Consider the following 18515-nt stretch of genomic DNA (forward strand, 5'->3'; position numbering starts at 1 on the left):
AAAAAACAAATAGTTAACCCAAATAGTTAACGGCAAAAATAGAATTATGAAAGCAGGAATTGTAGGCTTACCGAATGTAGGAAAATCAACTTTATTTAACTGTTTGTCAAATGCTAAGGCGCAGAGTGCAAACTTTCCGTTTTGTACAATTGAACCTAACATCGGGGTAGTAAATGTGCCGGATCCGCGTATTGCCCGTTTGGAAGAACTCGTTAAACCGGAACGTGTTCAGATGGCTACAGTAGATATTGTGGATATTGCTGGCTTAGTAAAAGGAGCCAGTAAAGGCGAAGGTTTAGGGAATCAGTTTTTGGGAAATATCCGCGAGTGTAATGCTATTATTCACGTGTTACGTTGTTTTGATAACGATAATATTGTTCATGTTGACGGAAATGTAAATCCTATTAGAGATAAGGAAACTATCGATATTGAGTTGCAATTAAAGGATTTAGAAACGGTTGAAAAACGTTTAGAGAAAGCGAATAAAGCGGCTAAAGTAGGAAATAAAGAGGCTCTTGTAGAGCAGGCATTGTTAAACAGGATTAAAGAAACCTTATTACAGTCTAAATCAGCTCGTACCGTAGTTCCGGAAGGTGCTGATGAAGAAGCGCTATTCGAAAATTTCCAATTAATTACAGCAAAACCTGTTTTGTATGTTTGTAATGTAGATGAAGCATCTGCGGTTAGCGGAAATAAATATGTAGAACAAGTTCGTGAATTAGTAAAAGATGAAAATGCAGAAGTAATTGTACTTTCTGTTGGAGCCGAAGCTGATATTAATGAATTAGAAAGCTATGAAGAACGTCAAATGTTCTTGCAAGACTTAGGCTTAACAGAGCCTGGTTCGGCAGTTTTAATTCGTGCAGCTTATAAGTTGTTAAATCTTCAAACCTATTTTACTGCAGGTGTTAAAGAAGTTCGTGCCTGGACTATTAAAGTCGGAGATACAGCGCCGAAAGCTGCCGGAGTAATCCATACCGATTTTGAAAAAGGGTTCATCAGAGCTGAAGTAATCGCTTTTGAAGATTTTTCAAACTATGGATCGGAAGCTAAAGTAAAAGAAGCCGGAAAACTTCGAGTAGAAGGTAAGGAGTATATCGTAAAAGATGGTGATGTAATGCATTTTAGATTTAATGTATAATACTTTTGCATAGCAAAGAAATATAGAAAACCACAAAAATATTTTGTGGTTTTTTTGTTTATATAAAGTTTTGAAATACCTAAGATGATTAAAATTTTTAAAAAAGCGATAAGGCTTACAACTTTTCTGTTACTGTTTTTAGTGCTATACTTAATATCTGTAGTAGCAGTCTCCTATATTCCGGTAAACGATGAAATAGTGTTGAAAATGTCAGGCAATAAAGTGCCGGTTTACATTTTGTCAAACGGTGTTCATACGGATATTGTAGTTCCTGTTAAAAATGAAATTTTCGATTGGTCTCAAAAAGTAAAATTTGAAGATGTGAGAGCTAAAAACAGACAGTATGAGTATGTAGCATTTGGTTGGGGTGATAAAGGCTTTTATTTAGACACACCTACTTGGGCTGATCTAAAAACGAGTACGGCTCTTAAAGCTGTTTCGGGCTTCAATACTACAGCAATGCATGTTACTTTTTATGAAGGGATAAAGGAAGGTAAAGATTGTGTAAAATTATGGCTTTCAGTAGGTAATTACTCAAAACTGGTTCGTTTTATACAAAATTCATTTCAGGTAGAGAAAGATACATATTCTAAGATCCGGACCAATGCTGTTTATGGTATTCATGATGTTTTTTACAAGGCAAAAGGGAGGTATAGTTTGTTTTATACTTGTAATACCTGGGTAAATCAGGCTTTAAAAGCAGCGGATCAAAAAGCGGCATTGTGGACCATTTTTGATTTCGGTATTTTTCATCATTATAACTAAAAGTACACTTTTAGGAGAATTTGACCGTGTTAAAAGAGAGGGATTTAAACTTCAAATTGTCAATAACTTCTACAGTAGTGACTTTTATTTTTTAGGCAGAAATGGTATATTGCACAAAATCCGAAGTCTGTCTATGCAAGAGCAAAATCAATACACCGAAGACAATATACGGTCGCTCGACTGGAAAGAGCATATCCGTATGCGTCCCGGAATGTACATTGGAAAATTAGGTGACGGTTCCACACCCGATGACGGTATCTATATCTTAGTAAAAGAAGTTATCGATAATTGTATCGATGAATTTGCTATGGGTGCCGGTAAAACCATTGAAGTGACCATAAAAGAAAAACTGGTAACTGTCCGTGATTACGGTCGTGGTATTCCGTTAGGAAAAGTGGTTGATGTGGTTTCTAAAATGAATACTGGAGGAAAATACGATTCCAAAGCCTTCAAAAAATCGATAGGTCTAAACGGGGTTGGTACCAAAGCGGTAAATGCACTTTCAACCTATTTTCGTGTAGAATCCGTACGTGATAACCAGCAAAAAGTAGCAGAGTTCTCTGCAGGAAATCTAACAACGGAAGAGGACATAACGGAAACGACTAAACGTCGGGGTACCAAAGTATCTTTTATTGCTGATGATACGATCTTTAAGAATTATAAGTATCGCAATGAGTACGTTGAAAAGATGCTTCGCAATTATACCTATCTGAACCGTGGATTAACACTATACTACAATGGTGAGAAATTCTATTCGGAATTCGGGTTAAAAGATCTATTACAAGACAATATTGTTGAAGAAGATACTGTATATCCGGTAATACATCTGGAAGGTGACGATATCGAAATTGCCTTGACACACAGCAGAACACAGTATTCTGAAGAATACTATTCATTCGTTAACGGACAAAATACAACGCAGGGAGGTACACATTTAGGAGCCTTTAGAGAAGGAGTAGTACGAACTTTAAAAGAATTCTATAATAAGAATTTTGAAGCATCAGATATCCGTAAATCAATTGTAGCGGCAATTGCCGTTAAAGTTGAAGAACCGGTTTTTGAATCGCAAACCAAAACTAAATTAGGTTCTACCGAAATGGGACCTAAAGGACCTACCGTTCGTACGTTTGTCAATGATTTTATTAAGAACAAGCTGGATAATTTCCTGCATAAAAATCCGGAAGTAGCAGATGCTTTATTGAAAAAGATCCTTCAGGCAGAACGCGAACGCAAAGAGCTTTCCGGAATCCGTAAACTGGCACGTGAACGGGCTAAAAAGGCAAGCTTACACAATAAAAAGTTGCGCGATTGTCGTGTGCATTTAACAGATGTTAAAAACCCCAGATATTTAGAAAGTACGTTGTTCATTACTGAGGGAGATTCGGCTTCGGGATCTATTACAAAAAGTCGCGATGTAAATACACAGGCGGTTTTCTCTTTACGAGGAAAACCCTTGAATTCGTACGGAATGAGTAAAAAGATCGTGTATGAGAATGAAGAGTTTAACTTGCTACAAGCCGCTTTAGATATTGAGGAAGATTATGAAAATTTACGGTACAACAACATTGTAATTGCAACCGATGCCGATGTGGACGGAATGCACATCCGTTTGTTGTTGATTACGTTCTTTTTACAGTTTTTCCCGGAATTGATTAAAGAAGGGCATTTGTATATTTTACAAACCCCATTGTTCCGTGTGCGTAACAAAAAAGAAACGATCTATTGTTACAGCGATGAAGAACGGATAACAGCTATTGAAAAATTAAAACCGAAACCGGAAATCACCCGATTTAAAGGGTTGGGGGAAATTTCACCCGATGAGTTCAAACACTTTATCGGTCAGGATATCCGATTAGATCCGGTAATGCTGGACAAAGCCATGTCGATTGAAAAGCTTTTGGAATTTTACATGGGGAAAAATACACCGGACCGACAAGAGTTTATCATTCACAACTTGAAGGTAGAATTAGATACAGCAGAAGAATTGATGAAATAATGACAGTTAACGAGTAACTGACAACTGAAATATGAGCGAAGAGAACCAACATATAAACCCGGATGATAATCCGAATTTTGAACCTGAAAATCAGGAGCAAGTCGAAAATTCCGATTCGATTACCAAAGTAACCGGAATGTACAAAGACTGGTTTTTAGATTATGCTTCTTATGTGATTTTAGAACGTGCTGTTCCGGCTATTGAAGACGGATTTAAACCCGTTCAGCGTCGTATTATGCACTCCATGAAAGAATTGGATGACGGACGTTATAACAAAGTAGCAAACATCATCGGACATACCATGCAATATCACCCGCACGGTGATGCCAGTATTGGTGATGCTATGGTAAATATCGGTCAAAAAGATTTATTGATCGACTGTCAGGGAAACTGGGGGAATATCCTAACCGGCGACGGAGCGGCAGCACCGCGTTATATTGAAGCACGTTTAAGCAAATTTGCGTTAGACGTTTTGTTTTCTCCTAAAGTAACGGAATGGCAGTTGAGCTATGACGGACGTAAGAACGAACCGATACATCTTCCGGTTAAGTTCCCGTTATTGTTGGCACAAGGAGGTGAAGGTATTGCGGTAGGTTTGTCAACAAAAGTATTACCACATAATTTTAATGAACTGATTGACGCTTCGATCAAAATATTAAAAGGAAAACCTTTTACATTATATCCCGATTTTCCGACAGCTGGTATTGCCGATATATCGAATTATAATGAGGGAATGCGAGGCGGACGTGTTCGGGTACGTGCCAAGATTTCACAGTTTGATAAATCAACATTGGTAATTACCCAGATCCCTTTTGCAACAGATACGACAAAATTGATTGATAGTATACTAAAAGCGAATGATAAAGGGAAAATTAAGATCAAGAAAATTGAAGACAATACAGCTGCTGAAGTTGAAATTTTAGTGCATCTTCCGGCAGGTGTTTCTCCCGATAAAACGATCGATGCTTTGTATGCTTTTACGGATTGTGAATCCTCGATAGCACCTTTAGGTTGTGTGATCGAGAGTTGTAATAAGCCTTTGTTCATTGGTGTTTCCGATATGTTGAAAATTTCAACGAACCGTACAGTCGAAATTTTAAAACGAGAGTTGGAAATTCAATTGGATGAATTAGAGAACAAATGGCATTTTGCAAATTTGGAAAAAATATTCATTCGTGAAGAAATGTATATCGATTTCAAATTATATAGTGACAAAGAATCATTGTATAACTATTTGTACAAACGTTTTGAGCCGTTCAAAAAGCAATTGATCCGGGAGATTGTAGATGATGATTTACAGAAATTAACACAGATCCCGATGATTCGTATCACGCGATTTGATTCGGATAAAGCCGATGATGCTATTGCAAAATTGGAAGCGGAAATAGAACAGGTAAAACACGATCTGGAACATCTGATCGATTTTGCCATTGCTTACTTTGCCAAGTTAAAAGAGAAATACGGAAAGGGCAGAGAGCGACAAACTGAACTGAGAAGTTTTGATACTATTGAAGCAACAAAAGTAGTGTTGCGCAATACAAAATTATACGTAAACCGGGAAGAAGGTTTTATAGGAACCAGCTTGAAAAAAGATGAATACGTTTTCGATTGTTCCGATATAGATGATGTTATTGTCTTTTTACGCGACGGTAAAATGATGGTAACCAAAGTAGATGATAAAAAGTTCATAGGAAAAGATATTATACACATAGCTGTTTTTGATAAGAACGATAAGAGAACCATCTACAATATGATCTATCGCGATGGCAAAAGTGGTAGTTCTTTCATAAAGCGCTTTAATGTGTCCGGTGTTACGCGTGATAGGGAATACGACTTAACACAGGGGAAAGCAGGAAGTCAAACCTTATATTTTTCCGCTAATCCTAACGGTGAGGCAGAGGTGGTAACCATTTTGTTACGTCAGGTAGGAAGTGTGAAAAAACTGAAATGGGATATTGATTTTGCAGATATCCTTATTAAAGGAAGAAGTTCTAAAGGAAATACGGTTGCAAAATATCCGATTAAGCGAATTGAATTAAAAGAAAGAGGAATCTCAACACTTCGTCCGCGTAAAATCTGGTTTGACGATACTGTACAACGTTTAAATGTAGACGGAAGAGGAGAATTATTAGGCGAATTTAAGCCGAATGATCGCTTACTGGTCATTACACAATCAGGTAAAGTAAAAACAATTATTCCTGAATTGACTACACATTTTGACGAGAATATGATCGTGTTGGAAAAATGGAAACCTCATAAACCTGTTTCAGCTATTTATTATGACGGGGAAAAAGAGCGTTACTACGTAAAACGTTTTCTGGTAGAAAATGAAAACAAAGAAGAAACCTTTATTACTGAACACGAAAAGTCCCAGTTAGAGATCGTTTCGACAGATTGGCGTCCGATGGCTGAAATAATTTTTTCAAAAGTAAAAGGTATACAAAAGGAACCTATTACTGTAGATTTGGAACAGTTTATTGCTGTAAAAGGAATAAAAGCCTTAGGAAATCAGTTAACAACAGACAAAGTAAGGCAGATTAATTTATTAGATCCGTTACCTTTTGAAGAACCGGAGGAACCTAAACCGGAAGAGTTAGAGGTGAAAAATGAAGAGAATATTTCTGAGGAAATAAAAACGGATTTAGAAGACGATGGACAAATAACCTTGAGTTTAGATGAATAACAAAAAGAAAAACCCGAAGTAATTCGGGTTTTTCTTTTTGTTAAAGATAAGTTTACAAATTATATTTACGATAACCTTTTCGTAATGTTTTAGTTTCTATTTTGTAAGAATAAGGAAATGTTGATTTAATCTCTGAGATTTAGTTTTGCGACAATTAATCAAACTATAAAAGCCTTATGAAAACCAACACAAAATTATTGTCGATCTTAGCATTAGCGGGGATTATGGCATCATGTAACAACGATGATGATTCATCTGCTACAACAGAACCTAACTTACAACCGGTTTTAGCCAGTCATTCAGAAACACCGGTGTTCTTAACCAAAAAAACAGGATTTGAAAACCTTCAGATCTACTCTTTATTAAGTTCAGAAGATCAATTAGTAGATTCACCTAACTTCGTTTATGGTTCAATGGCTGACGGAGCGGGTTTGCTTAAGAATGATGACGGGACTTTTACCTTAATCAACAATATTGAAGCTGATTATTCTATTTCAAGAATTTCATTAGACAAAACTTTTAAACCTGTAAAAGGAGAATACATATTGAATGCAGCAGCTACAGCTAATACAGCAATGTGTTCAGGAACTTTAATTACTCCGGAAGAACATGGTTTCGGACCATTATATCTATCAGGTGGAGAATGGGGTGGTTCTTCTAAAAACGTTTTTGCAACGGATCCGTTCAGAAATGCTGAAGATGCTGAATTAGGTACTGTTTTACCGGCTTTAGGTCAATGGGATACTGAAAATGCAGTACCACTGGGAAAAGATGCTTTTACGGATAAAACAGTAGTGATTATCGGAGACGATAAGGCAGATAATAACACACCGAAAGGACAGTTAGCAATGTATGTAGGGAACCGAGGTGATTTGGCTGGAGGAAACTTATATGGATTAAAAGTGACTACAGCAGGTGTTACTTACGAAATGGATATGCAGGAAGGTCAGTCGTATGACGTAGAATTCGTAGAATATACAGAGAGAACTTATAACGAATTAGAGAATGAATCAGCAGCTTTAGGAATCATGGGATTCTCAAGAGTAGAAGACATTGATTACAGAAAAGGTTCAGGAGCAAATAACAGAGAGTTTTACTTTGCCGTTACCGGTCGTAAAAGTAGTGGCTTAGTGGGTAAAGGAACTTCTTACGGGCGTATCTATAAAGTAGTATTGGATGCTAACAGTCCGTTGGCAGGTACGATTACTTGTGTGTTAGACGGAGATAATGCTACAGGTGCTGCAAAACAATTCCACAGTCCTGATAATTTATGTGTAACGGATAATTATGTGTACATCCAGGAAGATCCGAACGGTTATTTTGATACAGCAGATAAAACTCACTTTGCACAATTGTACCAATATAATATTCAAACAGGAGCCTTAAAAGTTGTTTTAGAATGTGATCAGAATACTGCTGAAGCTGCAGGTTATGGTTCTGCTTCAAGTGTTTGGGAGTTAACAGGGATGATCGACATTTCTGATACTGTAGGAATTGAAGGGACATTCTTGATCATTACACAAAACCACGGTTGGACAGATCCTGCCTTTACAGATGTGAATGCAAATCCTAACTCAACTTCAAGTGAGGGTAGTATTTTGCATATAATCAAAGGATTAGAAAGATAAAAATGAAAAAAAGGTTAATTATTTCCTTTTCCTTAAAGGCTATATGTTTATATAGCCTTTTCCCATCTTTTGTGAGTTGTACAGATCGAAAGGAGTTTGAACCGCAAGAGGAAAAGGTTGTGTTGGAACAATTTTATAAGCAGCAGCTAGAAAATACTTTTGAAGAGTTAGATTCAATAGTATTGACACAAGATATAGCTGAAAAAAAAGAACATTTCTGGAAAGCAAGAAAAGCTTTTAAAACAATTGAACCGATTTTAGCTTTTTTGGATTTTGAGAATTACAATTATCTCAATCAGGCCAATTTGCTAAAGATTGACGAAGAAGATGCGACAGATATAAAAATTAAAAACCCGGTTGGCTTTCAGGTAATAGAGGAATCATTATATGGTGATAACCCCGATGAAAAAGCTTTGAAAGAACTAATTTATAAAACCAGTCAAAGGGTAAAATTTTTGCGAAAAAATCATTCCCTGCAATTTGTCAAGCCGCATCAGGTATTATGGATGATTCGGGATGGATTTTTACGGGCTTCTCTTTTAGGTGTTACAGCATTTGATGTGCCTGAAAGTGCTCAAACTTTACAGGAAGTAAGTTGGGTATACGACGGAGTTTTAAAGATCATTACAGTTTATACCTCCGAATTTAATCAAAAAGAATTGGTGCAAAATTGGCAAAGCCAAATTGAGGGGACACAAAAAAAATTAGCAACGTCTCAATTTGATACTTTTAATTTCTATCAGTATTATAAGGATGACGTACACTCAAAGCTGAAGTTATGGCAAAAAACGGTTCAGGACTGGAAAGTGACTTTCCCGTTTCAGCAGGCAATAGCGTATGATGCAGATAATTTGTTTGCGAACACAACATTTAATGTCGGCTATTTTATGGATAAGCCTGATTTTAAGTTAAAACAGGAAGAAGTCACTTTAGGAAAAATGCTCTTTGAAGATTCGACACTTTCCGGTAATGGTCAGTTAAGTTGTGCAAGTTGCCATAAACAAGAGCTTTTTTTAACGGATGGTTTAGCAAAATCACCGGGGACGAACAGAAATTCTCCGACACTTTTTTATGCAGCTTTACAAAAAGGCTTCTTTCACGACAAGCGCACCGGAAGTTTACAAGGACAAATTATAGATGTAGTGGAGAATCCGAATGAGTTTCATACGAATTTAAATACGGTAGAAACAAAGGTAAAGGAGCATAAAACGTATCAGGAAAAATTTCAACAGGTATTTGGCGAAGAGGTGTCAAATGTTCTGATCCGTGAAGCAATAGCATCTTATATCGCTTCATTGAGTCCTTTTAGTTCAAAATTTGATCAAAGTATGCAATCAGAAGAAGTTGTTCTCACTCCGCAAGAAATAAACGGTTTTAATGTTTTTATGGGAAAAGGAAAATGTGCAACCTGCCATTTTGCACCGTTGTTTAACGGAACTGTTCCTATGGCTTATAAAGAATCAGAACTGGAATTACTAGGAGTGCCTAAAACAAAAGATACGATACATCCGGTTTTAGATGATGATAAAGGAAGATACAACTTGTTTAAAACTGAACAGCGAAAATATTTTTTTAAAACGCCTACGGTACGCAACAGCGCTCAAACAGCACCTTATATGCACAATGGTGTTTATACGAATTTAGAAGAAGTAATTGATTTTTATAATAAAGGAGGCGGACAAGGGTTAGGTTTTGATCTGGAATACCAGACTTTGCCTTTTGATAATTTGCAGTTAACTTCTCAGGAAAAAGAAAATTTAGTAATGTTTTTACATACTTTAACCGACGGGTTAAAGTAAACGTTTTGTTGTTGTTATTTTTTTTAAACCCGCAAGGTACACTTAGTGATCTTGTGGGTTTTTCTTTTATTAGATATAAGCTTATATTAATTGATTATGCTTTTCTTAATTTAGCCGATTTACAGTTCCCCGTTGCTTTTTAGTATCACCTATAAAAGCATACTCAAAAATATAACCGTTTTCATTAGTGGTCACTATTTTCATGTGTATTGCTTTTTTCTCAGCTCTGTTTTTAGGGTGTAATTTTTGCAGGACAAATTCACAATCATTGATCCATCTGACAGCAGAGGTATCTGTTTTACCTCTGAACGTTTCTATTTGCAAAGAATCGTTACGAACAAAGACGGAAGTTTCGGTCTTACCGTCAATTTCCTGTGAAAATTCAAATTTACCGGTCTTAAAGTCAGTACAATTGCGCTTCTGATTGTAACAAGAAGCCATAATAAAAGGTATAAGTAGTAGAAGTTTTTTCATTTTTAAGATAAGGTTCTCAGGCTATTTTAAGTTCTTTAATTCATCATCAGTGAAATGCTTTATCCTTTTTTCTTCTGAAAATTTTTCAGCATTGTAATCTTTTGATCTGTTTTTCGGAATGGATAAGCTATTCCACTCTGTTTCTTTAAGCAATTTAGCACAAAACACGATTTGTCCCACGTGGTAAGGGTAATGAGCTAGTTGTCTGTTTATTGCATCAACAACAGTATGTCCCTGATTGCGGATGTAAACAATTTTACTCAGATCATCCGGTTTTAAACTTTTAAGGGTGTCTAAAAAAACGTTCCAGCCTTTATTCCAGAGAGCCATTACTGCTTCTTTAGAATTAATATCATTTTCAAACTCAGCATCCCGGTTACGCCATTCTTTCTCCCCGTCGCTTGTAAGAAAATCTGTCCAACGGGAAAGCATATTACCGGCTAAATGTTTTATAATTAATGCTATAGAATTACTATTGTCGTTATACGATACAAATAATTGTTCTTCAGAAATTTGTTCCATGGCTTTTTCGGCAAGTGCCTTGTAATACAACATTTGCTTATAAACACTTTCGGTATAATTCTTAGGATCTATCGCCATCAAATAAGCTTTTAATCAGGGTATTAATGCCTTTGAAAATCAAAAAAATTGAAAATCCGCAAATAATAATTCCTAATCCTAAAACGTAAGGATACAAAGGATTCTCTTTGTTTTTAAAAGCACTGTTAATTACCACAGGTCCGATGAAGAGTAAGGGTAAAGACAGTGCTAAGACTCTAATACCTTTTAATAGTATTTTTTTATTTGTAGCCATTAAAAATTAATATGGAAACCAATTCCGTTCTGATTGGTAATTAATTTAACATCAAAATTATAGCCTAAGGTTTTTTCTTTTTCAGGTAAAGCAGCATTATAAGTATTGATACTTTCTTCAATACGTTTTTTGTTTCCTGATAAAATAGGAATAGATATACCTGCAACGACCACACCTGCTACAGTCAGAGCTTTAGGGTAACTTCTGTTGTCCGTAGTTAATCCCATTACAGCATCAGCAACACACAATCCTAAACCGGAAGCTAATAATATACCTCCTATTGATTGTCTTGTTTTAGCTTTATTATAAAGTTTTAAAGCGTCTTCATTCGCAGCTAATATTTTTTTGATCTCATGTTTATATACCAAACTGTCATTGACAAAAAATTTATTGTCCTCGTATTTGATTTCTTGAGCAAAAGCTAATCCTGTAAAAAGGAAACAAAGGGCAAATAAGAAAGTTTTCATATTGATATAGGGTTTATTAAATTATTTTAAAGATTGATAATGGTTGATCGCATTGCGAACGTTACCGTGTTTTTCTAACAACGTCTGTGCTTTTTCATAAGTAATGTTTAGTTCCTCTATAAGCATTTTAATACCTCTGTCGACTAATTTAGTATTGCTCAGTTGCATGTCTACCATTTTATTGCCCTTAACACGACCTAGTTGTATCATAACGGTTGTAGAGATCATGTTCAGGACTAGTTTCTGAGCTGTTCCGGCTTTCATACGGCTGCTTCCCGTAACAAATTCAGGACCTACTACTATTTCGACAGGGAATTTAGCAACTTGAGCTAAAGGACTACCTTGATTACAAGTGATACATCCTGTTGTAATGTGATTTGCATTGCATTTTTCCAGTCCACCGATCACATAAGGAGTAGTTCCGGAAGCTGCAATTCCAATGACAACATCATTTTCATTTATTTTACAGGCTCGTAAGTCCTCCCAGGCTTGTTCGGTATCGTCTTCGGCAAATTCAACAGCACGTCTTATAGCGGTATCTCCTCCGGCAATTAAACCGATAACCTGATCAAAGGGAACGCCAAATGTAGGCGGACATTCAGAAGCATCTACAATTCCCAGACGCCCGGAAGTACCGGCTCCGATGTAAAATAAACGCCCTCCTTTTCTCATCTGTTCAGTTATAGCTGTCACTAAGCTTTCTATCTGACGAATGGCTTTTTCAACAGCAAACGGTACGGTTTTATCCTCATTGTTGATATTTGTCAATACATCAGCAACCGACATTTTTTCCAAATGGTTGTATTTTGAAGTTTGTTCGGTAGTTTTGGTAAAACTCATAAGTCAGCTCGGTTTGGTAGCTAATTTACAAAGAAATTTGATTTGAGTGATATGATAGAAATGTTTTTTGATTGAAGATCAATAAAAACGGTTATACTTGTTTCCTGTTTACATAAAATAGGCTAAAATAATTCCTAAAATGATGACACTCAATTTTGCAAGATTAAATTTATGTCCTTCACTACTTTCAAAAATAATAGTAGATGAGATATGAAATAGAATACCAATTACAATTCCTGCGATCTGAGTGTAATAATGGGTTAGGAATTCAAGGTTCTCGGCTAAATAAGTTCCTATGGGAGTCATAAAAGCGAATACGAACATAAAGAAGAAAATTGCTTTAGCTTTTAAATGGGCATTCACAAAAAAGGAGGTCAAAATTATAGCGATAGGGAAGTGGTGTATTGCAATGCCGAAAGCCAAATGATTGTCATTACTGATAGGCATTCCTTCTAATAATGCATGTATACATAAACTGAAAAATAATAACCAAGGCATTTTGTGAAGATGATCATGAGTATGTACATGACCGTGTTCGGCACCTTTAGACAAATATTCCAGAATGATTTGAAATACAATCCCGATCATAATATAAATACCCACAGCACTATGGTGGTGATGGTGGTGGCCTTCGATGTGTTGTAAATCAGATTCATAGACCTCCGGAAGTAAGTGCATTACAGTAAGGGATAATAAAAAGGAACCACTAAAAGCTAATAAAAGTTTTAGATTGCGCTTATTTTTAGGCTTTAAAAACAGGGCAACGGCATATCCTAATAGAACGGATAATAAGGGGAATATATAAATTGAGTAAGGCATATTTTATTTAAAGATCATAATTAAACGTTCTGATTGCTTTCTAAAGAATTTTTGCAATTTGTAGTTGCCGAAAATATCTAATAGATAAATTCCGGCTTCTTCCATCATGGATTCAAAATCTTCTAAACGTAAAGCTTGTACTTTTTCTACAAAATGGTGCTGATAGCCGTCTGCAAAAAAGTCAATCTCTTTAAAAATATGATTGTCTTTTACATATCTTTTGATATGGAATTCAATGTTTTCCACTACTTTGGTTTCTTCCGGTACTAAATGTTCAATCACATAATCCACATTCATAAAGTCAATACAGGCAAATCCTGTTTCGTTCAAACTATTATGAATAGCTTTTAAGGTTTTTAAATTGTCAGTGTCATCTTCAAAATATCCGAAACTGGTAAACAAATTAAAGATAGCATCGTATTTTTCGTCAGATTGTAAACGCATGTCATGAACTTTAAAATGCAAAGTTTCATTAGTAGCTTTTGATGCTTCTTTGATACTGTTTTCTGAAAGATCAATACCGGTAACGTCGTAACCTAAAGAGTTTAAATAAATAGAATGTCTGCCTTTTCCGCAGGCCAGATCTAATATTTTAGCATTTTCAGGTAAATTCAGATATTGCGTTAGATTGTCCATGAAGTGCTGTGCTTCATTATAATCTCTGTCTTTGTATAAAATATGATAATAAGGCGTATCAAACCAAGATGCAAACCAATTTTGAGTGTTTGATTTTGTATTTTCAGTCATTATTCTTTCTCTAGCCGATTAGTCTTGCAAATTTAATGTATTTTTGCACAACTCTGATATAAGATACAGGTATTTAGAATTTGAATTTAAGCAGGGTATTGAATTTACGGTCGAACAGATGGAAAACTTTAAAATGATCGCCAAAACTTTTTTTGGCTTTGAAGAGATTTTAGCGAAAGAATTGCAACAATTAGGAGCCCAAAAAGTAGTACAGGGAACCCGTATGGTTAGTTTTTTAGGAGATAAAGGGTTTATGTATAAAGCCAATTTGGCTTTGCGAACTGCCTTAAAGATCCTGAAACCATTGAAAACTTTTAAAGCTTTCAACGAAAAAAGCTTGTATGAAGGGGTAAAAAGTATTGATTGGTCTGATTATTTGAATGAGAATCAAACGTTCATGATTGAGACAACGTTACATTCGGAATTATTCAATCACAGCCAGTTTGTAGCTTTAAAAGCTAAAGATGCGGTGGTGGATCAGTTTAGAGAATCGGTAGGGAAACGTCCGAGTATTGATAAAGAATTTCCGGATTTGCGTATTCATGTGCATATTGATCGTGATCTGTGTACGGTTTCTATAGACACCTCAGGAGCTTCTTTGCATCACAGAGGATATAAAACAGCTACAAACATAGCCCCTATAAATGAGGTTCTGGCAGCAGGAATGTTATTGCTTTCGGGTGGGATGGTAATTCTCATTTTATGGATCCGATGTGCGGGAGCGGAACTATTTTGGCAGAAGCTGCTATGATAGCATGTAACATACCGGCTAATATCAACCGAAAAGAATTTGCTTTTGAAAGATGGAAAGACTGGGACAGTGAGTTGTTTGATACTATTTTAGAATCATTATTGAAAAAGACTAAAGAGTTTCACTATACCATTACGGGATATGATAAAGCGCCTAGTGCTGTTCATAAAGCAAAAGACAATCTGAAAAATGCCAATCTTGACGATTATGTAACGATAAGTCAGGCTAATTTCTTTGAAACGAAAAAAGAGACTGACGGACCGTTGCACATGGTCTTTAATCCGCCTTACGGAGAACGTCTGGATATTGACATGGAACGTTTTTACAGAGAAATAGGAGACACGTTGAAACAAGGTTATCCTAATACTAATGCGTGGTTTATTACTTCAAATCTCGAAGCTTTAAAATTTGTAGGCTTAAGACCTTCGCGAAAAATAAAGCTGTTCAACGGGAAATTAGAAGCTCGTTTGGTAAAATATGAAATGTACGAGGGGAGCAAGAAAGCAAAGTTTAATTAAGCTCTCAGAAGAAAAATAGAATTATGAGTAAAAAGACAAAAGCATTCTTATATAATTTGGCAGGCTTTATCGCTTTTTTTGTGCCAACATGGTTCATAGGAGCAAATCTTCTTAAAATGGAAGATTTTTGGCCAAAGATAATAGCATTTGCAGTATCCCTTTTCTTGTCTCCTAAATTTCAGTTTCTCAAAACAGCTGAAGGAGATAAGATATTTATGAAATGGTTGTTTGTCAAAGGAATTAAAGAAGTGAAGTAATAATCTATGATCTATAATCGATCTTTGATCTCTTTTATAATTTCTTCAGTAGATAAACCGGTTGTGTTTAAACTGCAATTTTTATTGCCGTAAGGGCCATAACGGGTCGGGTCAGTTACATGGAATAAACCGATTGTCGTGGTACCACTAGAAACGGATAAATGCATCATACCGCTATCAGCACCGATAAAGATACTTGTATTAGCCATTACGGCTGTAATTTCACGGATGTCTTTACTGTAATAAGTAGGTGCTTTATGCTGGATCTGAGAAATGTTTTCAACAGGAAGAATTTCAATCAGGTTGTAATCTTTGAATTCTGCCAACATAGCTTGGTATAGTTTTTCCCACCACTGTTCGGAATAACATTTGTCTCCTGTAGCAAAAGTGAAAATGGCAATAGTAGGTTTGTTTTTGTCGGGAATGATTTCATGTAGTTTCTCTTGTCCGTTTTGCAACTCTTCAGCAGAAAGTTTTAACGATAAAACAGGAATGTTTTTTTCCGGGATTGCTCTTCCGGAAAGTTCTAAATACGCCCAGAAATTGTAGACCGGAAATTTAGCAAAATGTTCATAATCCGGTAGTTTGTTGTATGGATTGTCTTCAATTTCTCCGTAAAATTTGTAAGGAGCTCTGGAAAGTTTAGTCGCCAGTCTTCCGGATGACGAACCTTTTGTTGTATTGATCACCAAGTCATATTTTTTTAGCCTTAGTCTGAACCAGGTTTTGAAATATAAAAAAAGTTCTTTAAAATGTTTTTTAGGGAGACATAGAATTTGATCTACTTGAGTGTAATTTTCAAAAAGAACATTGGCTACCGTACCTTTAACGAATAAGTCTATCTTACTGTCCGGGAACTGCTTTGATATTTCCAAAATAAGAGGCGTAATAAGTAATGTATTTCCAAGACGGTGATTAGGTCTGACAATCAGGATTTTTTTAGGGGTAACACCTTTAACGATAAATCGATTTTTACCGATATTCCGGGTTAATCCTTTCGTTATTTTTCTTCTGAAAATATTAATTTTTGCCAGGTTACTCATTAGATAAAGTTTTTGGGATAGCCTCAAATTTAATATTTTTTAATGATTAATTACGGATAAATGTAGATTGTTAACTTTTTGGTAATAATACTCTGTAATTTTTACAGTAAAGATATTTTTTAAGGAGTCTAAGTAATGTATTCGGATAAAAGTTATAAATCCAGCGTCATATAAATATCTGCTCTGTCGTATTGATTATTTTCAATGGGGTGTTCCGTAAAACCGAATTTTTTGTAAAGATGAATGGCCGGTTTTAAAGAAGAGTTCGTATACAGAATGATTTTACGTGCCTTATGATCTTTAGCATAAGCAATACAAGCCTGAATTAAATAATTAGAAATGCTTTTTCCCTGATGGTTCTCTGCTACAGCCATTTTAGCTAATTCGTAGGTAGTGTCATCGACTTTTATAATAGCGACAACTCCCACCGGCTCTTTTTTGTACAGAGCGGTAAAGATCTCACCTCCTTTTTCTAGAATATATTCTTCGGGATGGGTGAGTGCTTTAATATCGGGGTCTTCGACTTTGAAATATTTTTCGATCCAATGAAGATTTAATTGTTTGAAAGCTTCTCTATATTCCGGCTGAAAACTTTTGATCTCTATCATTTGAGAATATGAAAATTATTTTTTCTTCTTGTAAATAGGGATGAAATAACTTAATGTGTAATTAAATCCTGCTCCGAATTTACCTTCATAGGTTCTGTTATAGCCCGGAATAAAAAGGTTATCAAAATTATCCGGTTTTTTATTGGAAACCAAATAATTTAAGCGGACAGAAAAGCCTAAGAACACGTTATTAAATAGTTCAGCCTTAATACCGCCGATAACTTCGATCCAACTGGCACTTAACCCATCAAATTTTTGTCCCGGAGTAACAATGTTCTCTCCGTAATAATTAAGAGGATCATATATTTTATAGCTGTCCAGAGTATGTGAAAAAGTGCTGATACCTACCCGCATTCCGGTATAGATCATATTTTCCATATCCAGCCAGTTCTCGTAAGCATTATAATCAAAACCGATCTTAAAGTATGAACCGTTTGTTGTAAAGTTAAAACGGTCGTCATCAACGGTTTTTTCTTCGTTACCGATTTCACCTGCAATGTAGAATTTATTGGTCAGGCGATAATCTCCAACTAATTCTAAACCTTTATAATTTGAATCATAGAAAGATTTTGATAAACGATGTAAATCAACTCCTATACGCAATCCGTAACGTTGAGGATACGTTTTAATGGAGTCCTGTGCATTGATCTGTGTGACCAAAATAAGTGCGATAAAACTAAAAATATAATTTAAGGTGTACTTCATCTTCGTTAGTTATGCTGGATTGTTCAATGGTATAGTTGTTAATCCAATTAGTAGAATTAAGAGTAACTCCGGTGAGGTTAAAATTAGTTTTATAACCACAGGCTCTTGATATGTAAATATCCTCTCTGGTATAATCTATCGTAAGAATATCTTCAATATCATCTGAAGTATCTTCATCATTACCGTTTAAAATGAGTTTAAAAGTGACCTGATCGGCATTGGTTTTTAACGGAAGCAAGATCTGTGTTACGGAAGATTCCGAGAGGGTATCGTTCACGGAGGTTTCGAAGTAAGCAATACCTGTAACTTCTTTTATTTCGGTTGTGTTAGTGGCATCATAGAACTCAATAACTAATTGAGGGGTAGTAACTGTTCCGTCAGCACAAAGGTCGTCTTTTTCACAATTCCAGAATGAAACAGCAAAAAGGATCATTAAACTTATAATACTATATTTCTTCAT

At 35.6% G+C, this 18515-nt stretch carries 18 protein-coding genes and 1 pseudogene; 8 read left to right on the top strand and 11 right to left on the bottom strand.

From position 1 onward, the window contains the following. Nucleotides 1-46: 46 nt before the first annotated feature. The 6 genes from ychF (at nucleotide 47) to DI487_RS11895 (ending at nucleotide 10012) form a co-directional block, all read left to right on the top strand. On the top strand, nucleotides 47-1141 hold the full coding sequence (ychF, locus tag DI487_RS11870) for a redox-regulated ATPase YchF (protein ID WP_109569843.1): 1095 nt from the start codon (nucleotides 47-49) through the stop codon (nucleotides 1139-1141). A gap of 84 nt (nucleotides 1142-1225) precedes the next feature. Then, complete coding sequence (locus DI487_RS11875; protein WP_179948679.1) at nucleotides 1226-1906, top strand: TIGR02117 family protein; 681 nt, start codon at nucleotides 1226-1228, stop codon at nucleotides 1904-1906. A 133-nt stretch (nucleotides 1907-2039) separates the two neighbouring features. After that, entirely contained in the window at nucleotides 2040-3902 is a 1863-nt protein-coding gene (locus tag DI487_RS11880) for a DNA topoisomerase IV subunit B (protein WP_109570674.1), read from the top strand. A 31-nt stretch (nucleotides 3903-3933) separates the two neighbouring features. After that, nucleotides 3934-6585 (top strand): DNA gyrase/topoisomerase IV subunit A, encoded by a 2652-nt coding sequence (locus DI487_RS11885; RefSeq protein WP_109569845.1) that lies wholly within the window; start codon nucleotides 3934-3936, stop codon nucleotides 6583-6585. A 176-nt stretch (nucleotides 6586-6761) separates the two neighbouring features. Then, complete coding sequence (locus tag DI487_RS11890) at nucleotides 6762-8213, top strand: alkaline phosphatase PhoX (RefSeq protein ID WP_109569846.1); 1452 nt, start codon at nucleotides 6762-6764, stop codon at nucleotides 8211-8213. A 2-nt stretch (nucleotides 8214-8215) separates the two neighbouring features. After that, nucleotides 8216-10012 (top strand): cytochrome-c peroxidase, encoded by a 1797-nt coding sequence (locus tag DI487_RS11895; RefSeq protein ID WP_109569847.1) that lies wholly within the window; start codon nucleotides 8216-8218, stop codon nucleotides 10010-10012. 105 nt (nucleotides 10013-10117) lie between these two features. On the opposite strand, the gene DI487_RS11900 is transcribed toward DI487_RS11895, so the two are convergent. The 7 genes from DI487_RS11900 to DI487_RS11930 form a co-directional block, all read right to left on the bottom strand. Further along, nucleotides 10118-10486, bottom strand: coding sequence for a DNA topoisomerase IV (locus DI487_RS11900; RefSeq protein ID WP_109569848.1), 369 nt, complete (start codon nucleotides 10484-10486; stop codon nucleotides 10118-10120). 21 nt (nucleotides 10487-10507) lie between these two features. Beyond that, entirely contained in the window at nucleotides 10508-11086 is a 579-nt protein-coding gene (locus tag DI487_RS11905) for a DUF1572 family protein (RefSeq protein WP_109569849.1), read from the bottom strand. Then, a complete protein-coding gene (locus DI487_RS11910) occupies nucleotides 11070-11300 on the bottom strand; it encodes a DUF6095 family protein (RefSeq protein WP_109569850.1) in 231 nt (76 codons plus the stop codon). The genes DI487_RS11905 and DI487_RS11910 overlap by 17 nt, the downstream gene beginning before the upstream one ends. Beyond that, complete coding sequence (locus DI487_RS11915) at nucleotides 11300-11767, bottom strand: hypothetical protein (RefSeq protein ID WP_109569851.1); 468 nt, start codon at nucleotides 11765-11767, stop codon at nucleotides 11300-11302. Before DI487_RS11915 ends, DI487_RS11910 begins: the two co-directional genes overlap by 1 nt. Nucleotides 11768-11788: 21 nt before the next feature. Further along, a complete protein-coding gene (gene murQ / locus DI487_RS11920; RefSeq protein WP_109569852.1) occupies nucleotides 11789-12607 on the bottom strand; it encodes an N-acetylmuramic acid 6-phosphate etherase in 819 nt (272 codons plus the stop codon). A gap of 108 nt (nucleotides 12608-12715) precedes the next feature. After that, on the bottom strand, nucleotides 12716-13426 hold the full coding sequence (locus DI487_RS11925; RefSeq protein ID WP_109569853.1) for a ZIP family metal transporter: 711 nt from the start codon (nucleotides 13424-13426) through the stop codon (nucleotides 12716-12718). A gap of 3 nt (nucleotides 13427-13429) precedes the next feature. Then, the gene (locus tag DI487_RS11930) at nucleotides 13430-14173 is read right to left on the bottom strand and encodes a class I SAM-dependent DNA methyltransferase (protein ID WP_109569854.1); all 744 of its coding nucleotides are present in this window, start codon (nucleotides 14171-14173) and stop codon (nucleotides 13430-13432) included. 118 nt (nucleotides 14174-14291) lie between these two features. Between DI487_RS11930 and DI487_RS11935 the strand changes: the two are divergent. Together DI487_RS11935 and DI487_RS11940 are read left to right on the top strand one after the other, a co-directional pair. Next, a pseudogene (locus DI487_RS11935) lies at nucleotides 14292-15442 on the top strand (THUMP domain-containing class I SAM-dependent RNA methyltransferase). A gap of 23 nt (nucleotides 15443-15465) precedes the next feature. After that, nucleotides 15466-15699 carry a hypothetical protein gene (locus DI487_RS11940; RefSeq protein ID WP_109569855.1) on the top strand — a complete coding sequence of 78 codons (234 nt, stop codon included), beginning with the start codon at nucleotides 15466-15468 and terminating at the stop codon, nucleotides 15697-15699. An 11-nt stretch (nucleotides 15700-15710) separates the two neighbouring features. On the opposite strand, the gene DI487_RS11945 is transcribed toward DI487_RS11940, so the two are convergent. From DI487_RS11945 to DI487_RS11960, 4 genes are all read right to left on the bottom strand, one after another. Continuing rightward, nucleotides 15711-16742: a glycosyltransferase family 9 protein gene (locus DI487_RS11945; protein WP_109569856.1), complete on the bottom strand. Its 1032-nt coding sequence runs from the start codon at nucleotides 16740-16742 to the stop codon at nucleotides 15711-15713. Nucleotides 16743-16894: 152 nt separating this feature from the next. Further along, nucleotides 16895-17350: a GNAT family N-acetyltransferase gene (locus DI487_RS11950; RefSeq protein ID WP_109569857.1), complete on the bottom strand. Its 456-nt coding sequence runs from the start codon at nucleotides 17348-17350 to the stop codon at nucleotides 16895-16897. A gap of 15 nt (nucleotides 17351-17365) precedes the next feature. Continuing rightward, nucleotides 17366-18055 (bottom strand): DUF6048 family protein, encoded by a 690-nt coding sequence (locus DI487_RS11955; RefSeq protein ID WP_109569858.1) that lies wholly within the window; start codon nucleotides 18053-18055, stop codon nucleotides 17366-17368. Next, nucleotides 18027-18515 (bottom strand): DUF6452 family protein, encoded by a 489-nt coding sequence (locus DI487_RS11960; RefSeq protein WP_109569859.1) that lies wholly within the window; start codon nucleotides 18513-18515, stop codon nucleotides 18027-18029. The genes DI487_RS11955 and DI487_RS11960 overlap by 29 nt, the downstream gene beginning before the upstream one ends.

Origin of the sequence: Flavobacterium sediminis, assembly GCF_003148385.1 — a bacterium.
In the GTDB taxonomy this organism is placed as follows: Bacteria; Bacteroidota; Bacteroidia; order Flavobacteriales; family Flavobacteriaceae; genus Flavobacterium; species Flavobacterium sediminis.